We start from the raw sequence: 17,025 nt of genomic DNA on the forward strand, positions 1-17,025 counted from the left end.
TAATGAGTACACAAGTTCCAGAGACGGAGACGGAAACCGAGGCAGAGACCGAGGTTGAGCACAGCGAGCCGCTGGCGCCCGCACAGGAGGAGCGGATGCGCAAGAAGGCCGAGGCCCGCGCCGACCGCGAGGAGCGCGCGCGCCGGGAGGCCGCCGAGCGCGCCGACGGCGACGAGGACACCTTCCACCTCAAGGTGTTCCGCTTCGACCCCGAGGTCGAGGGGAAACAGGAGCCGCGCTTCGACGACTTCCACGTCCCGTACGAGAAGGGGATGACCGTCCTCGACGCGCTCATCTACGCCCGGGACACGTTCGACTCCTCGCTCACGTTCCGGCACTCCTGCCGGCAGGCGATCTGCGGGTCGGACGCGCTGTTCATCAACGGCCGCCAGCGACTCGGCTGCAAGACGCAGCTGTCGGACCTGGACCAGCCGGTTCGCGTCGAGCCGCTCCCGCACGCCGAGGTCGAGAAGGACCTGGTCGTCGACATGGACCACTTCTACGACCAGATGGAGGCGGTCGAGCCGTACTTCGACGCGGACGAACTCCCGGACGGCGAGTTGGACGAGCAGCGCCAGTCGCGGGAGAACCGCGAGAAAGTGAAGATGTCGACGCGCTGTATCTGGTGTGGCGCGTGCATGTCCTCGTGCAACATCGCCGCGGGCAACAACGAGTACCTCGGTCCCGCCGCGATCAACAAGGCGTATCGCTTCGCGATGGACGAGCGCGAGGGCGAGGACCGCAAGCAGCACCGGCTCAACATTCTCGAACAGGAGAACGGCGTCTGGCGGTGTCAGACCCAGTTCTCGTGCACCGAGGTGTGCCCGAAGGACATCCCGCTGACCGAACACATTCAGGAGCTCAAGCGCGAGGCGGTCAAGAGCAACCTGAAGTTCTGGTAGGTTCGCCCCGGTCAGCTACCCGAACCGGCACGCGATTGAAGTAGCCCGAACCCCAAGCGAACTCGACGACGAACCGTGGGGGTTCGGCGAGGACGGACGACCATCGAACGCAGCGACACCGACCGAACGCAGCAACACGGACACAACACACGACACATGTACGAACACGACGTCATCGTGGTCGGCGCCGGCGGCGCGGGACTCCGCGCTGCCATCGCCGCCCAGGAGGAAGGCGCGGACGTGGCAATCGTCTCGAAGCTCCACCCGGTTCGCAGTCACACCGGCGCCGCGGAGGGCGGGATCAACGCCGCCTTGCGCGAGGGAGACTCGTGGGAGGACCACGCCTACGACACGATGAAGGGGTCGGACTACCTCGGCGACGCCCCCGCCATCGAGACGCTCTGTACGGATTCCCCGAAAGAGGTCATCCAGCTCGAACACTGGGGCATGGCGTTCTCCCGCGAGGAAGACGGCCGCGTCTCACAGCGCCCGTTCGGCGGCCTCTCGTTCCCGCGGACGACGTACGCGGGCGCCGAGACGGGCCACCAGCTGCTCCACACGATGTACGAGCAGCTCGTCAAGCGCGGCATCACCGTCTACGACGAGTGGTACGTCTCCGACCTGGCCGTCACCGACGAGGAGCGCCCGGAGGACCGCACCTGCCACGGCGTCGTCGCCTACGACATCCAGAGCGGCGAGCTGTCGGGCTTTCGCGCGACTGAGGGCGTCATCCTCGCGACCGGCGGCCTCGGCCAGGTGTTCAGCCACACCACGAACGCCGTGGCCAATACGGGCGACGGGGTGGCGATGGCCTACCGCGCGGGGGTCCCCATCGAGGACATGGAGTTCATCCAGTTCCACCCGACGAGCCTGCCCAGCACGGGCGTGCTCATCTCCGAAGGCGTCCGCGGTGAGGGCGGCATCCTCTACAACGCCGAAGGAGAGCGCTTCATGTTCGAGTACGGCTACGCGAGCAACGACGGGGAGCTGGCCTCCCGCGACGTCGTCGCCCGCGCGGAGCTGAGCGAAGTCGGCGAAGGGCGCGGCATCGACGACGAGTACGTCCACCTCGACATGCGCCACCTCGGCGAGGAGCGCATCACCGACCGGCTGGAGAACATCCTCCACCTCGCGAAGGACTTCGAGGGCGTCGACGGGCTGGAGGAGCCGATGCCGGTCAAGCCGGGACAACACTACGCGATGGGCGGCATCGAGACGGACGAGAACGGCGAGACGTGCGTCGGCGGGCTGTACGCCGCCGGCGAGTGCGCCTGCGCCTCCGTCCACGGCTCGAACCGCCTCGGCGGCAACGCGCTGCCGGAGCTCATCGTCTTCGGGAAGCGCGCGGGCGCTCACGCCGCCGGTAAGGACTTGGGCACCGCGGAGATCGAGACGGGTCAGCGCGGCGAGTACGAACTCGGCGAGGTCGACACGCCCGTCCAGCCCGGCGAGGTCGAGCCCGCGGGCGGCGACGCGGTCGCCGACGGCGGCGTGGCCGCCGAAACGGGCTCCGGCAACGGCCACAACATCGTCGAACGCGCGGTCACTCGCGAGCGAGAACGCGTGCAGTCGCTCATGGAGAAAGACGAAGGCCTCCAGCACGCCGAAATCCGCTCGGACGTGCAAGAGTCGATGACGGAGTACGTGAACGTCTTCCGCGAGGAGGACGGCCTCAAGCAGGCGCTCGAAGACATCGCGGAGGCGCGCGAGCGCTACCAGGACGTGTTCGTGAAGGACCCCTCGCGCACGTTCAACACCGATCTCATCCAGACGCTGGAGACGCGCAACATCCTCGACCTGGCGGAGGCCATCACCCTCGGCGCGCTCGCTCGCGACGAGTTCCGCGGCGCACACTGGCGCGCTGAGCACCAGGAACGCCGCGACGAGGAGTGGCTCAAGCACACGATGCTGTCGTGGAACGACGGCACGCCGGAACTGTGGTACAAGCCGGTCATCCTCGAGGGCGAGGACAAGAAGTACGAGCCGAAGATCCGCTCGTACTGAGCCGCTCGCCCGTCTTCGGGCTGGTCGTCGCGATCTCTCGATTCCTGGTCCGTTCGATTCGATCCGGTTCTCTCTCGCTCCATAGTCACGTCACAGCACGTCGTAGTCGGTCTCCGACCGCTGCGCGCGCCGACACCTGTTCACTCTCCGGTCCCCTAATCAGAGTGAGGACTCCTCGCCGTCAGGAGTCGAAACGCGGCCCCGATGACACCCAGAATCCGTTCACTCGTATTCCGATACCGTTCGATATCGACCGGTACGGGACGCGATTGAGGTGTTTTCGAGACTTTCGACGAACGTCGTACCACAGTTTTACACGTGTCGAAGTACACGCTGAAATCACGATGACTACGACACACGCCGACGCCACGCCGACGCAGGCAACGACGCCGATGACGCAGCTCCCCGATGGGGTTTCTTCTCCCCGGGCGAAGCTGGTGTATCTGTACCTCGCAACGCACGGTGCAGTTCCCGAAGACGACCTCTGTGACGGGCTGTCGATGAAGCGGATCTCGTTGTACTCCATCCTGAAGACCCTCCGCGAGGCAGGACACGTCGAGAAAGCGAACGATCGCTACGCGCTGGCGTAGGGCCGACCCACGGGACACGAGCGGGGCGATCCGCCTCGGTGTGACACAACTCGCGACCGCGGCCCGCAGGCGTCAGCCGCCGAGGAAGTCCTTGCGAACCTGTTCGTCGTTCAACAGCGCGTCGCCGGAGTCGACGTACGCGTTCTCCCCGTTCACGAGGACGTAGCCGCGGTCACAGCGGCGCAGCGCCTGTTTGGCGTTCTGCTCGACCATGAGGACCGCCGTGCCGTCGTCGTTGATGCGGTCGATGCGGTCGAACATCTCCTGTACCAAGTCGGGGGCGAGTCCGGCGCTCGGTTCGTCCAGCAGCAGGAGGTCGGGATCGAGCATGAGCGCGCGACCCATCGCGAGCATCTGGCGCTGGCCGCCGGACATCGTCCCGGCGCGCTGGTCCGAGCGTTCCCGGAGGATCGGGAATCGGTCGTAGATGACTTCGATCTGGTCCTCCGGCACCTCGTCGAGGATGTACGCGCCCATCTCCAGGTTCTCCCGCACCGAGAGGCTCTCGAACACGTTGTCGTTCTGGGGAACGTAGCCGATCCCCTCGTGGATGATCTCGTCGGGCGAGCGACCCTGGATCTTCTCGCCGTCGAACTCGATGGTGCCGCCCATGTACGACGTCAGCCCGAAGACGGACTTCATGACGGTCGACTTCCCGGCGCCGTTGGGGCCGACGATGGTGACGTACTCGCCGTCGCCGACGTCCATGTCGACGTCCGTGAGGATCTGTAGGTCGCCGTAGCCGGCGTCCAGGTCGCGGACCTGAAGCAGGCTCTCCTCGGGCATCGTCGCGTCTGCGGCCCGCGTCGCGCCCGCAGTGGCGTCGGCGTCGTCGGAGACGATTTCGGCGGCGTCGTCACCCTCGTGGGTCGCCTCGCTCCCCGCAGGGCTCGAGGGCTCGCTTCGCTCGATCTCGCCCTCGCCCTCGCGGCTCATACGTCGCCTCCGAGGTACGCCTCGACGACGCGTTCGTCGCTCGTGATCTGTTCTGGGGTGCCCTCCGCGAGCACCGACCCCTGGTGCATGACGATGACGTGTTCGCAGTTGTTCATGATGACGTCCATGTCGTGTTCGACGAAGAGGAACGTGTTCCCCCTGTCGCGAAGCTCGTGAATCCGGTCGAGCAGCTTCTCCTCCAGCGTCGGATTGACGCCGGCCAGCGGCTCGTCGAGCAACACCATCTCGGGATCGGTCATCAGCGCGCGCGCCATCTCCAGCAGCTTGCGCTGACCACCCGAAAGCGTGCCCGCGTACTCCTGGGCGAGGTGGTCGATCTCGAAGAACTCCAGCTGCTGCCACGCTCGTTCGAGGAGTTCTTTCTCCTGTTCGACGACGCGGTCGCGCAGTCCCGGCACGACCGCGTTGGTGAGCCGCTCGCCGACCTGCCCGTTCGGCGCCAGCATCATGTTCTCCAGCACAGTCATCTCCGGGAGCTCCCGGGCGATCTGGAACGTCCGCACGAGCCCCTGCTGGGCGATAGCGTGGGGCGCCATGCCGGTGATGTCGGTCCCCTGGAACGTCACCCGTCCCGACGTGGGCGTGTGGACGCCCGTGATGCAGTTGAACGTCGTCGATTTGCCGGCGCCGTTCGGGCCGATCAGCCCGGTGAGTGACCCCTCGGCGACGGAGAAGCTCGCGTCGTCGACGGCGGTGATCCCGCCGAACGTCTTGCGGAGGTTCTCGACGACCAGCGGGTGCTCGTCGACGTCGCGTGCGCCCTGTGCGGTCGCCGACGTCGATTCGGCCGCGGTCGCGTCGGCGTCCGTTCCGCCGGCCGCGTCGCCGTCGGCGCTCATCGCGCACCTCCTCGGCGGCGTCGTCACGCCCGCCGTCAGCGACCGCCTCGCCCGCCGTCTTCCCCGCGTCACCCGGGCGGGTGAGCGGGATCGCTGCCGCCTCCTCCTTGCGGTGTCCGAGTAGCCCCTCGGGTCGCCGCTGCATCAGCATCACGAGGATGACGCCGACGAGGATGAACCGAAGCGCAGAGACGTTGTCGAGCAGGAACGCGAGGAACGGGAGCACCTCGCCCTCGAGGAACGGCGCGACCGCCGCCGGGAACGTGCTCGGCGTGTCACCGAAGCTGACGTAGTTGGTGACGACCCGCCGGACGTACACCGGCCCCTCCCAGATGGCGCCTGCAAACAGCGCGCCGCCGAGGACGCTGCCGGTGTTCGAGCCGGCGCCACCGATGATGAGCGCGACCCAGATGTAGAACGTGATGATCGGCCGGAAGGCGCCGGGATTGGTGAACCCCTGGCTCCCCTGCCAGAGGATGCCGCCCAGCCCCATCAGCCCGCAGCCGAACATGAACGCGACGATCTTGAAGCGATTCGTATCCTTCCCGAGCGACTTCGCGACCATCTCGTCTTCGCGGATCGCCTTGAGCACGCGACCGAACGGTGAGTTCCCCGTGCGCACGAGCAGGACGTAGAACAGCCCGACGAACCCGGCGAGCACCACGACGTACGCCCAGTTGTTGATAACCGACGGCTGGATCGCCAGATCGAGGGTGAACGCCGGAAGCGAGACGATCCCGAGCCACGACGATCCCGGCGGGATCAGCTCGATCCGGAGGTCGCCGAACAGCGGAAACAGGATAGACCCCAACAGCGCGGGCTCCGCGCCGGCGCCGAAGCCGTCATAAAAGAGGAGTCGGACCGGATTCCCCGGCATCGTGATGCCGGTCGCGCCGCCGGTGCCGGTCGTCACGCCGGCGATCGTGAACTCTTGGAGCGTCCGGGAGTTGAGCGTGAGCCGGATGATCTCCGAGAGCGCGACGGTGACGATCGCGAAGTAGTCCGCCCGCAACCGGAGCGCCGGGAGCGCGGCAAGCAGCCCGACGAACGCGGCGGCGAGCACGCCCCCGAGGATCCCGATCGGGAGCGGAAGCCCCAGTCCGGGAATCGACGTCGCACTGGCCTCCGCCGGCGACGAGAGGATCGCCATCACGTACACGCCGACGGCCATGAAGCCGGCGATGCCGATGTTGAACACCCCAGCGTACCCCCAGTGGAGGTTGAGCGCTAACACCATCATCGCGTACACGGCCGTGAAGAACAGCACCGATCCGAGCGCGCCCATGAGCCCGTTGAACGGGAGTCCCAACGCGACGGCGAACACGAAGAAGACGACGACGACGTGCCCGAGGATGATGAGCAGCTTGTCGGCGTCCGACTCCATCCAGCGGTCCTCAAGCCACGTGACGTAGGGCTCGGCCGGCGGCGCCGTGGCGGCGTACAACACCGCGACGGTGACCGAGAGATAGACGAACCAGACGAGACTCCCGCCGATCGGGAGCGTTCCTAGGTCGAAGCCGGCCACGAGCGCGAACAGAACGCCCCCGACCAGCAGGTGGCCAAGCGCGGTCGCCCACGCGGTGGCTCCGCCCTCGTTCCACTGCCCCCGGAACCACTCGCGGTACGGCGTCCAGCCCGGGATCGCCCGGCTGGAACCGCCGCCGCCCGCGTCGCCGGCCGCTCCGCCTGCGTCGGCGGGCTCCGTCGAGGAACTCACGCCGTCGTCACCCCCGAGAAGAGGCCCTCAGGCTTGAACAGCAGCACGAAGATCATGACGCCGAAGGCGGCGACCGTCGAGAACTCGCTGGGGAGCCACACCAGCGAGATGCTCTGTGCGATGCCGATCGTGACCCCACCGAACATCGCCCCGTAGATGGAGCCGATGCCGCCGAGGATCACGGCCGCGAAGATCAACAGCAGGAGCACCCAGCCGAACTGGAAGTTCATGGTCCCGCGTTCGAGCGCGATGAGGAACCCGCCGGCGCCCGCGAGGCCGCCGCCGATGATCCACGTGAAGCGGACGACCCGCTCGGTCGGGATGCCGGTGACGCGAGCGAGGTCCTCGTTGTCTGCCATCGCGCGCATCGCCTTCCCGAGCTTCGTCGTCTGGAGCAGGAGGTGGACGCCGAGCATCAGGCCGGCTGCGATGACGACGAGCGTGACCTCGTGTCCACCGACGCCGAACCCGCCCGCGATCGCGAGATCGGGCACCGACTGCGCGTCGGTGAGCCCGCGGGTACGCTGCCCGAAGACGATGTAGATCACGTACCGAAGCGCCAGTGCGACCCCGATAGAGGCGATGAGCAGCGAGATACCGCCCTCGTCGCGCATCGGCCTGTACACCAGTCGATCGATGACGAGCGAGAGGACGATTGTCGCGGCGGCCGCGACGACCAGTCCCGCGACGACCGCGAGCGGGGTCGCGAACATCGTCACCCCCAGATCCCGCGTCGACACCGAGCCGATGAACAGCAGCGTCGTCAGGTCGAACTGCCCGGCGCCCGCGAACAGCCACGTCACCGCCCAACCGGCGAACGCGCCGGAGGTGACGTAGTCGCCGTGGCCGAAGTTCGCGAAGTTCAGGATACTGTACGTCATCGAGAGTCCGACGCCCGCGAGCCCGATCGAGAGCCCAACTACGATCCCCTCCCACAGGAATCCGGCGAGTTGCGCGCCCGTGAGGCCTCCCGGCGCCGCGATCTGGCGGCCGAGGTCGAACACCAGGAACGCGATGATGCCGGCGACGATGAGGACGAACGGCCGAGAGGCGGCAAGGTCTCTGCCGCGTGAGTACGTTTCGCTAATGCCCATTGATATTCCTTCTCACGATTCGTGAGGTACCCCAACGCACTTAACCATTCTCTCACCCGCAGGACAGCGTCGTCGAGCCGACACGACTGTCGGCGTCCCCGACACTCGGAGCACAAGGGCCAAGCCAAGTCAGACCCTTCGAACCGGTGGATGCCGGTCGATCCGTCGGACACCGACGCGCGTGATCGCGGGAGGCCCGCCAGCGACGAACGCGAGCCGAACCATGCCGGCGGCGTCACGGTCGAACCGGGCACGATGGACGACGTCGAGACCGTTGCCGACCTCTGGGTTCGTCTCGCGGACGGACAGCGATCCCACGGGACCCACCTCGCCGCCGCCGAGAACCGGCCGGCTGCCGCCGACGCGGCCGCGCGCGCGGTCGTCACCGGCGGCCTCGTCGTCGCTCGGGCGTCGGCCCCGGATCCGGACGAGAGCGGTGCGGACGCCGGCCTCCCGGACGAAGGGTCGAGGGGAGTCGTGGGGTTCGTCACGTTCGGGATCGAGTCGGGCCGCTACGACCTAGACGTGACCCGCGGGGCAGTGTACAACCTGTTCGTTCGCGAGGGGTATCGCGACGGCGGCGTCGGAGCAGAATTACTCGCGGCCGCCGAGTCGGCGCTCGCGGACGAGGGCGTCGACGTGGTCGCGCTCGAGGCGATGGCTGCGAACCGAGACGCGAGGCGATTCTATGAGCGGCACGGCTACGACGCCCACCGCATCGAACTAGAGAAGCCGGTGGACGGCGACGGAAGCGATAGCGATTAAACGGAGGACGCAGTACGACCCCAGTACGCGCCGGGGGAGCATGGGCGGTGCATGCACTCGACTTGTAATCGAGACTTCGCGGGTTCGAATCCCGCCCCCGGCTTCTCCCCTGACGGTTCGAAACCGGGAGCGGCGCGTGAACCGGCGTATTGAACCGAGCTGTCCGCGACCCGAGACCGTCCTCGATCGCGCGTTCACGTCCCGCTCACAGTCGCTATTTCCGCCTGCGTTTACGATTCACGTTCGCTGTTCACTGGCGGTCGCGGACTCGAACCGTCACCGGGCCATCCGGCTGCGTGGTCATCTGCGGCGAGACCGAGAGCGACCCAGTCGCGTCGAGCCGATAGCGCCGGCAGATCGTCGCCAGCGTCGCCTTCAGCTCCAGCTCTGCGAGGTGCCGACCGAGACAGATCCGCGGGCCGCCGCCGAACGGGACGAACGCGTAGCCACGCTCGCGCGGCGTCGTCGACCGCCACCGCGTCGGGTCGAACGTCTCGGGCTCGTCGTACCACCGCGGGTCCCGGTGCAGGCTCCACGTGCTGAGCAGCACCGTCGTGTCCGCGGGGAGAGTGTACCCGCCGACAGAAACCGGTTCCCTGGCGACCCGCGGGATCGCGTGCACCGGCGGGTACAGTCGCATCGTCTCGTGAACCACCCGGTCGAGAACGGACAGTTCGTCGAGGTCCGTCGCCGTCGGCGGTCCGTCGAGTGTCTCGTCGAGTTCCTCGACCACTCGCCGTTCGACCGCGGGGTTGGCGCCGAGCAGGTGGAGCGCGAACGTGAGCGAGAGCGCCGTCGTCTCGTGACCGGCGAACACCATCCCGACGACCTGATCGAGCACCTCCGCCTCGTCAAACCCCGAGTCGGGGTCGTCGCGGAGGGCGGCGAGCCTGGCGAGCAGGCTCCCGTCGTCGGGGCCGCCGTCTTCGCTGGCGAGCAGGGAACGCGCGTGCTCGCGCATCGCCGCGACGCCGCGGCGAAACGATCGACGGGCAGGCGTCGGAACCCACGTCGGCAACACCCACGAGGTCGGTTCGAACCACCGGTTCAGCGCGTGGGCTGTCTCCGCGAGCTCGTCGAGCTCCTCGGCCGGCGGCGCGTCTCCGAGGACGACCTCGAACAGATTCCGGAGCGCGAGCGTTCGCATCTCCTCGTCGACCCGAACCGTCGCCCCGTCCGTCCACCGCTCGGCTCGTTGGCCCGCGAGCGTGACCATCACCTCCGCGTGCTCGCGGACCCGGGATGGGCTGAAGAACGACTCCATGGCGTGACGCTGTCGCCGCCACCGGTCTCCCTCGACCGCGAGCAGCGCGTCACCGAACGCGACCGAGAAGTCGTCGAGCTTCCCGAACGCCTCGCGATTCAGGAGGGCCGACTCTACGTGGTCGGGGTGCGCGAGGATGACCACGTCGGTCCCGGGGAACCGAAGGCGGACCACGTCGCCCGTCGACCGGACGGACTCGCGAACGAACCCGAACGGGTTGCTCGCGAACCCGACGGCGTTTCCGAGCACCGGAAGGCCAGACGGCGTCGGCGGGAGCTCCCCTTGCTTCGACATGGATCCGATCGGCGGCGGACTACTCACAAAGCTGTCGAACGCCGAAATGTGAGGCAAAAATCGGGTGGGTGGGTCGGGCCCACCCGTGGGCCGAATTCGGATCGGCCGCGGGGGATGCGGCCGCAGTCGGGGCGATGCGATCGAGCCGTCGGCGTGGGAACGCCTCCGGCGGCCGAAGCGACATCGGTCGGCGCGTGATCCACAGACGCCGAGCGCGACTCGGCCGGTACTCGCGTCGAGGAAGGCGACGAGCCTCGTCCGCGAGCGAGCGATCCGAGGGTCGACTCGAGTATTGTTATCCGCCGGATATCCTCGACAAGCCACCCCCGTCCAAGCAAATCTCTCTCATCCAAGCAAGCCACCCCCGTCCAAGCAGGTCAACCGGCGTCACGAGAGGCGCCCGGAACCGGTCCGGTCGGTCCGGTACCGCCGCCGAGTCGTCCGTGCTGGGCCCGTCGCGATCGGCGTCGAATCGACCGTCGACGGGTCGATCGCGGGCCGGGATCGCGACGCGTCACCTCGGCCCGCGCGAGCGACCCCGTCGCAACCGACTACCCGCCGTGCTGCGGTCTGAGTTGTACGTAACCCGCTAACTGGGGTGAACCGAGGCTTCGACTGGACGACGACCGGCGCGGGGCGCAACGGTTTTGCCGGTCCGAGTCCCGGCGTCACGCGTGCGACGACTCGTCTACGGCACTGCCGTTCGCGGCGTCGACGTCGGCACCGAGACTCGCTGTGCCCACTACGACGGACCGACGGACGTGATCGCCCTACGGCTCGGCTGCTGTGGGGAGTTCTTCCCGTGTGCAGAGTGCCACGACGCCGTCGCGGGACACGAGCGCGAGCCGTGGCCACGCGACCGCTTCGACGAGCCCGCGGTGCTGTGTGGCGCCTGCGGAGCGACGCTGTCCGTCGACGAGTACCGTGACGCCGCGTTCGCCTGCCCGGCCTGCGACGCCGAGTTCAACCCCGGCTGTGCAGCGCACTACGATCAGTACTTCGAGGGCGTCGACCCAGCCCGATAGGGAACCGACCTCCCCTCTGGCCTCGGCGTCGTCCTCACGCTTGGTGCATCTCGGCGAATTTCTCGCGCACCTTGTCGATCTTCGGTTGGGCGTGCATCGTGCAGTAGGCGTCGTTCGGATTCTTCGCGAAGTAGTCTTGGTGCTTCTCCTCGGCGCGGTAGAACGTCGCCAGCGGTTCGAGTTCGGTGACGACGTCGTCCTCGTATCCGCCTTCCTCGTCGAGTGCCTCGATGTACGACTCGGCCAGCGCGCGCTGCTCGTCGTCGTGATAGAGCACGATCGAACGGTACTGGCTGCCGACGTCGGGCCCCTGGCGGTTCAACTGCGTCGGGTCGTGGACGGTGAAAAACACCTCCAGCAGCTTCTCGTAGGAGACTGCGTCCGGGTCGTACGCGACCTGGACGACCTCCGCGTGCCCCGTCTCGCCCGTACAGACCTCCCGGTAGGACGGGTTCTCGGTGTGGCCACCGGCGTACCCGGAGGTGACGCTCTCGACGCCCTCGATCTCCTCAACCGCAGCCTCGATACACCAGAAGCAGCCGCCGCCGAACGTGGCGTTCTCCGTCATACGTCGATCATGGGCAGCGAGCAGTATGTACCTGCCGTCCGCACGCCTGCGATGCCCTCGGCGGTCGCGGCGCCGACGGTCACCGCGTTCGCCGCGCCCCGACGAGGAACGCCGGGTTCCGCGTCCCGCGACGCTCGAACACCGTGTCGGACACGAACGACAGCTCCCAGCCGCGGTCTGGGCGGAACAGCGCACGGAGGTCCGCCCGCGACAGCGACGCCCACGTCGGGGCGACGCCGTCGTCACGGGCGTCACACAACAGGAAGTAGTCGCCGCCGGGGCGCAGCGTCCGACGGATCGCTTCGGTCGACAGCCGCCGCTCCATCGGGCCGAGACAGTGCAGCATCGCGGAGTCGACGACGGTATCGGCGCCGACGCCGAGGGCGTCGAGTCGAAGCGCGTCCCACACGAGGAAGTGCGCGGGGATGCGTCGCCAGCGCGCCTTCTCGCGCGCCTGTCGGATCGCCGTCGGCGCCACGTCGACGCCGAGCACCTTGTGTCCTCGTCGCGCGAGAAACAGCGACAGTTCGCCCGTGCCGCAGCCGACCTCGATCACCCGCCGACCGATCCGCCCCGCCTCCGCGAGCGCGACGAACGCGCGCTGAGGCCGACCGATGTCCCAGTTGGGTACGTTGTGGTGATAGCTGGCGTCGAAGCCGTAGGCGGCCGCGGGGTTGACGTAGTCGAGTCCCGGATCCGTCGTGGCCGACACACCAGAGCCTCGGCGGCGAGCGGCTTAGTTCCCGGCGGCGACTCCCGCGGGCCCCGTCGAATCCGACTGCGTCAGATCAGACGCCGTCGAGCAGCCGGCGGTCGTCGCCGGCGATCGCACCGGCGTGAGAACGCCCCGAAGGTGCGGGAATCCACCCGGGAAACGAGCGGACTTACAAGGCGCCTCGAAGAAGTGCGGGGACATGAGCGACCGCGACCCCAGCGACGACAGCGAAGACCCGAACGCAGAGGTCCAGTATCACATCGAGGTCGGCTCCGACGACGTGGCCGACACCGTCCTCCTCCCGGGCAACCCCGAGCGCGTCGACAAGGTGACCGCGCTGTGGGACGACCACGAGGAGGTGGGCCAACACCGCGAGTACCGCACCGCGACCGGCGAGTACGACGGCGAGCCGCTGTCGGTCACGTCGACCGGGATCGGCTCCCCCTCGGCGGCGATCGCCGTGGAGGAACTCGCGCGCGTCGGCGCGGACACCTTCATCCGCGTCGGCTCCTGTGGCGCCATCCAGGAGGGGATGGAGGTTGGCGATCTGGTGATCACGTCCGGGGCCGTCCGCCAGGAAGGGACGAGCAAGGAGTACGTCCGGGAGGACTACCCCGCGGCCACCGACCACGAGGTCGTCTCCGCGCTCGTGGCCGCCGCCGAGCGCCTGGGGTACGACTATCACGTCGGGATCACCATGTCGGCCGACTCCTTTTACGCCGGGCAGGGTCGCCCCGGGTTCGAGGGCTTCGAGGCCGCCGGCAGCGACGCGCTCGTCGAGGAACTGCGCGAGGCGAACGTGAAGAACATCGAGATGGAGGCCGCGGCGATCGCGACCATCGCGAACGTGTACGGCCTCCGCGCCGGCGCGGTCTGCACGGTGTACGCCAACCGCGTCACCGGCGAGTTCCGCACGGAAGGCGAGTCGCGCGCGGCTGAGTGCGCCAGCCTCGCGGCGGCGCTTTTGGCGCGGATGGACGAGGTGAAGCGCGAGGCGGGCGTCGACCGCTGGCACGCCGGCCTGTCGCTGGAGTAATCGAGCACTCGCCCGACTCGGCCGCCAGAATCGCCCGTTGCCGGCGGTTTCAACACGCATTTATCCTCCGCCCGGGAACACGCGTCCATGAGCCAACAGGTCGTCGTCGTCGGGGCCGGGTACGCCGGTGCCGGGACGGTGAAAGCGTTCGAAGACGCGATCGAACCGGGTGAGGCCGAACTGACGTGGGTGTCGGACACCGATTACCACCTCGTGCTCCACGAGTCCCACCGGGTCATCCGCAAGCCCGAGGTCGAGTCCAAGGTCGCCATCCCGGTCGAAGAGATCAAAGACGACGACACGGACTTCGTCCGGGGTCGCGTCACCGAGATCGACACCGACGAGCGCGTGATCCACACCCGCGACGGCGACGAGATCGACTACGACTACGCCCTCGTCGCCGTCGGGTCGGCGACGGCGTTCTTCGGCATCGACGGGCTGCGCGAGCACGCGCTCACGCTCAAGACGCTCGACGACGCCCGCGAGATCCACCAGGCGGTCAAGACCGCCGGGCAGGAGGCGACCACCACCGACCCCGCGAAGGTGCTCGTCGGCGGCGCCGGTCTCTCAGGGATCCAGTCGGCCGGCGAGATCGCGGAGTACCGCGACGACCACAAGGCGCCGATCGACATCGAGATCGTCGAGGGGCTCGACTCCGTGTTCCCGAACAACGACCCCGAGGTGCAAGGCGCGATCCAGAAGCGCCTGAACCAGAAGGACATCGCCGTCTCCACCGGCGAGTTCATCTCGAAGGTCGACGAGAACGCGGTTTACCTGGGCGGCGCAGAGTCGGAGTACTACGGCGAGGACGGCGAGGGTGACGCGCCCGAGACCGACGAGATCGACTTCTCGAACGACCTCGTGATGGACTACGACGTGCTGCTGTGGACCGGCGGCATCACGGGCCAGCCCGAGGTCGAGGAGTTCCACCTCGACGCCGACGAGCGATCCAACCGCGTGTACGCCGAGTCCACGTTCGAGACGAGCGACGACCGGGTGTTCGCCATCGGCGACACCGCGCTGGTCGACCAGGGCGACGACGACCTCGCTCCGCCGACCGCCCAGGCCGCCTGGCAGGCCGCAGAAGTCGCCGGCGAGAACCTCGCCCGCGCCGTCCGTGGCGCTCCCCTGAAGTCGTGGCGCCACGAGGACAAGGGGACGCTCATCTCGATCGGCGAGGAGGCGGTCGCCCACGACGTGAAGGCGCCCGGATTCACGATCCCCGTGAACACCTTCGGCGGCCCGGCCGCCAAGGCGCTGAAGAAGGCCGTCGCGAGCCGCTGGATCGCGGACGTCTCCGGGTACGGGCGCGCGCTCAACGCCTGGAACGACATGTGAACCGCCACGAATAGTCTCCGCGGACGCACGGCGCCGTCCGTTCTCACGCTCCGCCTCGTCCGCCAGCCGTGCGTTCGTCGCCGCGGGGCTCGGTCACTCCTCGCGGCCGTCGAGGTGCCGACGCCGGGTGTGACCGCAAAGCGCGTCGGCCACGAACGGTAACCGTTCGCGCTCCCGGAGTCGTGTGTACCCACCGGAGCCGGGTGCTGTTTCCCGGTTCGCGATCAGTGCTCGGGCGGCTCCGAGGGCGCCTCCATCCCGTCGATCTTGAGAATGAGGACGGAGGCGGTGTCGTCTTTCCCGTCGACCGTGCCGTCGATCACTAGTTTCGACAGCGGCGTCGGCCCGACGCTGACGGAGTCGCCCTCGTGGAAGTCGCGCACCGACCCCTGGACGTGGATCTCCGCGCGGCACAGCTCCGGGTGGTGGACCGACGTGAGGTTGATCTCTTGGACGTTCACGTTGTCGAGCCGTTCCCCCTCGTGGAACAGCGGCGTCGACGCGGGCTCGTCCAGGTTCTGGAGGTCCAGCGCCTCGAACGCGTTTGCCGTCGGCTTGTAGCCACCCTTCGGCCCGGGTACCCCCTCCACCAACTGGAGGGCCTTCAGGCTCTGCATCTGGTTGCGGATCGTGCCGGCGTTGCGGCCGACGGCGTCCGCGATCGTCTCTCCCTTGACGGCGTCTTCCTCCTCACGGTAGAGGTTGACCAGTTCGTTGAGGATCTTCCGCTGACTGTCGGTGAGCTCGATGGACGACATTTGTATATAGTCGTCTTGGAACCCGCATAAAACCACGGACCCAGTACACCCGCGAGAGCGATCCCCACACGGCGGGGGGTTCGACCCGGCGGAGCTTCACGTGATCGCCGTACAGCTCCGCTTCGGTCGCGCTCCGAAACGGGACTCCGATCGCCGCTTCGAGCCCTGCCCTCGACCGGCACATCAGCCAACCGACACCGCTTTTTGCGCGGGCGAATCCAGTTCGGACATGAACGACGCACGCGTGCTGGTCACCGGCGGCGCCGGGTTCATCGGTTCGAACCTCGCGAACGCGCTGGCGGCCGCCGGCAACGACGTGATCGCGCTCGACAACGGCTACCTCGGGACGCCGGAGAACCTCTCGGCGGCCGTGGAGTTCGTCGAGGCCGACGTGCTCGACGAGGGGCTCCCGACCGACGTGGACGTTGTCTTCCACCTCGCGGCGCTGTCCTCGCGCCAGATGCTCGAGGAGAACCCCCGGCAGGGCGCCCGCGTCAACATCGAGGGATTCGTCAACGTCGTCGAGCAGGCTCGCGACGACGGCTGCGACACCGTCGTGTACGCGTCGACGTCCTCCGCGTACGGGAGCCGGACGGAACCGAGCCCCGAGGACATGGACCTGGAGGCGTCGACGGGGTACGACGCGTCGATGCTCGGGCGCGAGCGCTACGCGGAGTACTACAACGACTTCTACGACGAGCTGACGTGCGCCGGCGCGCGCTTCTTTTCGGTGTATCAGGGCTACGGCGGCGCCGAGGGCCACAAGGGCGACTACGCCAACACCGTCTCGCAGTTCGCCGACGACATCGCCAACGGGGAGTCGCCGGTGCTGTGGGGTGACGGAACCCAGACGCGCGACTTCACGCACGTCGACGACATCGTCCGCGGTCTGGAGTTGATCGCCGACCACGAACTGGCAGGCGTGTACAACCTCGGCACCGGCGATCCGTACTCGTTCAACGAGATGGTCGAACTCATCAACGACGCGCTCGGCACGGCCGTCGAACCGGAGTACGAGCCGATCCCGTTGGAGAACTACGTCCACGACACCTGCGCCGACATCACGAGGATCCGCGAGGCGACCGGCTGGGAGCCCGAGGTCGACTTCGAGGAGGGCGTTCGCCGCGTGTGTGCGCCGTACCGAACCTCGGCGTAATCT

General features: G+C 67.9%; 15 protein-coding genes, 1 tRNA gene and 1 pseudogene. 9 read left to right on the forward strand and 8 right to left on the reverse strand.

All coding sequences use genetic code 11. The features are described from left to right. Positions 1–2 precede the first annotated feature (2 nt). The 3 genes from P0Y41_RS03670 to P0Y41_RS03680 all read left to right on the forward strand — a co-directional run bounded on the left by P0Y41_RS03670 (position 3) and on the right by P0Y41_RS03680 (position 3,496). Positions 3–902, forward strand: a complete 900-nt coding sequence (locus tag P0Y41_RS03670) for a succinate dehydrogenase/fumarate reductase iron-sulfur subunit (RefSeq protein WP_284062624.1) — start codon at positions 3–5, stop codon at positions 900–902. Between the two features lie 156 nt (positions 903–1,058). Next, positions 1,059–2,906, forward strand: a complete 1,848-nt coding sequence (locus P0Y41_RS03675; RefSeq protein ID WP_284062625.1) for an FAD-binding protein — start codon at positions 1,059–1,061, stop codon at positions 2,904–2,906. Positions 2,907–3,250: 344 nt separating this feature from the next. After that, positions 3,251–3,496, forward strand: coding sequence for a helix-turn-helix domain-containing protein (locus P0Y41_RS03680; protein ID WP_284062626.1), 246 nt, complete (start codon positions 3,251–3,253; stop codon positions 3,494–3,496). A gap of 72 nt (positions 3,497–3,568) precedes the next feature. On the opposite strand, the gene P0Y41_RS03685 is transcribed toward P0Y41_RS03680, so the two are convergent. The 4 genes and pseudogenes from P0Y41_RS03685 to P0Y41_RS03700 all read right to left on the reverse strand — a co-directional run bounded on the left by P0Y41_RS03685 (position 3,569) and on the right by P0Y41_RS03700 (position 8,103). Continuing rightward, positions 3,569–4,282, reverse strand: coding sequence for an ABC transporter ATP-binding protein (locus P0Y41_RS03685; RefSeq protein WP_284063339.1), 714 nt, complete (start codon positions 4,280–4,282; stop codon positions 3,569–3,571). 146 nt (positions 4,283–4,428) lie between these two features. Then, positions 4,429–5,292 (reverse strand): ABC transporter ATP-binding protein, encoded by an 864-nt coding sequence (locus P0Y41_RS03690; protein WP_284063340.1) that lies wholly within the window; start codon positions 5,290–5,292, stop codon positions 4,429–4,431. A 400-nt stretch (positions 5,293–5,692) separates the two neighbouring features. Next, positions 5,693–6,676, reverse strand: a pseudogene (locus P0Y41_RS03695) (branched-chain amino acid ABC transporter permease); the annotation flags it as partial. A gap of 329 nt (positions 6,677–7,005) precedes the next feature. After that, on the reverse strand, positions 7,006–8,103 hold the full coding sequence (locus tag P0Y41_RS03700; protein WP_284062627.1) for a branched-chain amino acid ABC transporter permease: 1,098 nt from the start codon (positions 8,101–8,103) through the stop codon (positions 7,006–7,008). A 150-nt stretch (positions 8,104–8,253) separates the two neighbouring features. On the opposite strand from P0Y41_RS03700, the gene P0Y41_RS03705 reads away from it, so the two are divergent. Then, positions 8,254–8,868 (forward strand): GNAT family N-acetyltransferase, encoded by a 615-nt coding sequence (locus P0Y41_RS03705; RefSeq protein WP_390214754.1) that lies wholly within the window; start codon positions 8,254–8,256, stop codon positions 8,866–8,868. Positions 8,869–8,897: 29 nt separating this feature from the next. Further along, a tRNA-Thr gene (locus P0Y41_RS03710) sits at positions 8,898–8,971 on the forward strand. A gap of 147 nt (positions 8,972–9,118) precedes the next feature. Here P0Y41_RS03710 and P0Y41_RS03715 read toward each other — a convergent pair. Beyond that, a complete protein-coding gene (locus P0Y41_RS03715) occupies positions 9,119–10,426 on the reverse strand; it encodes a cytochrome P450 (RefSeq protein ID WP_284062628.1) in 1,308 nt (435 codons plus the stop codon). 674 nt (positions 10,427–11,100) lie between these two features. Between P0Y41_RS03715 and P0Y41_RS03720 the strand changes: the two genes are divergently transcribed. Continuing rightward, entirely contained in the window at positions 11,101–11,451 is a 351-nt protein-coding gene (locus P0Y41_RS03720; protein ID WP_284062629.1) for a CHY zinc finger protein, read from the forward strand. A 34-nt stretch (positions 11,452–11,485) separates the two neighbouring features. Here P0Y41_RS03720 and msrA read toward each other — a convergent pair whose 3' ends face one another. Together msrA and P0Y41_RS03730 are read right to left on the reverse strand one after the other, a co-directional pair. After that, the gene (gene msrA, locus P0Y41_RS03725) at positions 11,486–12,019 is read right to left on the reverse strand and encodes a peptide-methionine (S)-S-oxide reductase MsrA (protein ID WP_284062630.1); all 534 of its coding nucleotides are present in this window, start codon (positions 12,017–12,019) and stop codon (positions 11,486–11,488) included. Between the two features lie 79 nt (positions 12,020–12,098). Next, positions 12,099–12,731: a class I SAM-dependent methyltransferase gene (locus P0Y41_RS03730; protein WP_284062631.1), complete on the reverse strand. Its 633-nt coding sequence runs from the start codon at positions 12,729–12,731 to the stop codon at positions 12,099–12,101. Between the two features lie 202 nt (positions 12,732–12,933). Here P0Y41_RS03730 and P0Y41_RS03735 point away from each other — a divergent pair, with 202 nt between their 5' ends. After that, complete coding sequence (locus P0Y41_RS03735) at positions 12,934–13,770, forward strand: nucleoside phosphorylase (protein WP_284062632.1); 837 nt, start codon at positions 12,934–12,936, stop codon at positions 13,768–13,770. 87 nt (positions 13,771–13,857) lie between these two features. Continuing rightward, positions 13,858–15,108, forward strand: coding sequence for an NAD(P)/FAD-dependent oxidoreductase (locus tag P0Y41_RS03740; RefSeq protein ID WP_284062633.1), 1,251 nt, complete (start codon positions 13,858–13,860; stop codon positions 15,106–15,108). Positions 15,109–15,332: 224 nt separating this feature from the next. On the opposite strand, the gene P0Y41_RS03745 is transcribed toward P0Y41_RS03740, so the two are convergent. Continuing rightward, on the reverse strand, positions 15,333–15,866 hold the full coding sequence (locus P0Y41_RS03745; protein ID WP_284062634.1) for an HTH domain-containing protein: 534 nt from the start codon (positions 15,864–15,866) through the stop codon (positions 15,333–15,335). A 229-nt stretch (positions 15,867–16,095) separates the two neighbouring features. On the opposite strand from P0Y41_RS03745, the gene P0Y41_RS03750 reads away from it, so the two are divergent. Then, positions 16,096–17,022 carry an NAD-dependent epimerase/dehydratase family protein gene (locus P0Y41_RS03750; RefSeq protein ID WP_284062635.1) on the forward strand — a complete coding sequence of 309 codons (927 nt, stop codon included), beginning with the start codon at positions 16,096–16,098 and terminating at the stop codon, positions 17,020–17,022. Positions 17,023–17,025: the final 3 nt, after the last annotated feature.

It is taken from the genome of Halobaculum halobium, assembly GCF_030127145.1.
Classification (GTDB): domain Archaea; phylum Halobacteriota; class Halobacteria; order Halobacteriales; family Haloferacaceae; genus Halobaculum; species Halobaculum halobium.

Coding starts and splice junctions, on each gene's coding strand:
- P0Y41_RS03670 (WP_284062624.1), top strand. CDS start 3: ATGAGTACACAAGTTCCAGAGACGGAGACGGAAACCGAGGCAGAGACC.
- P0Y41_RS03675 (WP_284062625.1), top strand. CDS start 1,059: ATGTACGAACACGACGTCATCGTGGTCGGCGCCGGCGGCGCGGGACTC.
- P0Y41_RS03680 (WP_284062626.1), top strand. CDS start 3,251: ATGACTACGACACACGCCGACGCCACGCCGACGCAGGCAACGACGCCG.
- P0Y41_RS03685 (WP_284063339.1), bottom strand. CDS start 4,282: ATGCCCGAGGAGAGCCTGCTTCAGGTCCGCGACCTGGACGCCGGCTAC.
- P0Y41_RS03690 (WP_284063340.1), bottom strand. CDS start 5,292: ATGAGCGCCGACGGCGACGCGGCCGGCGGAACGGACGCCGACGCGACC.
- P0Y41_RS03700 (WP_284062627.1), bottom strand. CDS start 8,103: ATGGGCATTAGCGAAACGTACTCACGCGGCAGAGACCTTGCCGCCTCT.
- P0Y41_RS03705 (WP_390214754.1), top strand. CDS start 8,254: ATGCCGGTCGATCCGTCGGACACCGACGCGCGTGATCGCGGGAGGCCC.
- P0Y41_RS03715 (WP_284062628.1), bottom strand. CDS start 10,426: ATGTCGAAGCAAGGGGAGCTCCCGCCGACGCCGTCTGGCCTTCCGGTG.
- msrA (WP_284062630.1), bottom strand. CDS start 12,019: ATGACGGAGAACGCCACGTTCGGCGGCGGCTGCTTCTGGTGTATCGAG.
- P0Y41_RS03735 (WP_284062632.1), top strand. CDS start 12,934: ATGAGCGACCGCGACCCCAGCGACGACAGCGAAGACCCGAACGCAGAG.
- P0Y41_RS03740 (WP_284062633.1), top strand. CDS start 13,858: ATGAGCCAACAGGTCGTCGTCGTCGGGGCCGGGTACGCCGGTGCCGGG.
- P0Y41_RS03745 (WP_284062634.1), bottom strand. CDS start 15,866: ATGTCGTCCATCGAGCTCACCGACAGTCAGCGGAAGATCCTCAACGAA.
- P0Y41_RS03750 (WP_284062635.1), top strand. CDS start 16,096: ATGAACGACGCACGCGTGCTGGTCACCGGCGGCGCCGGGTTCATCGGT.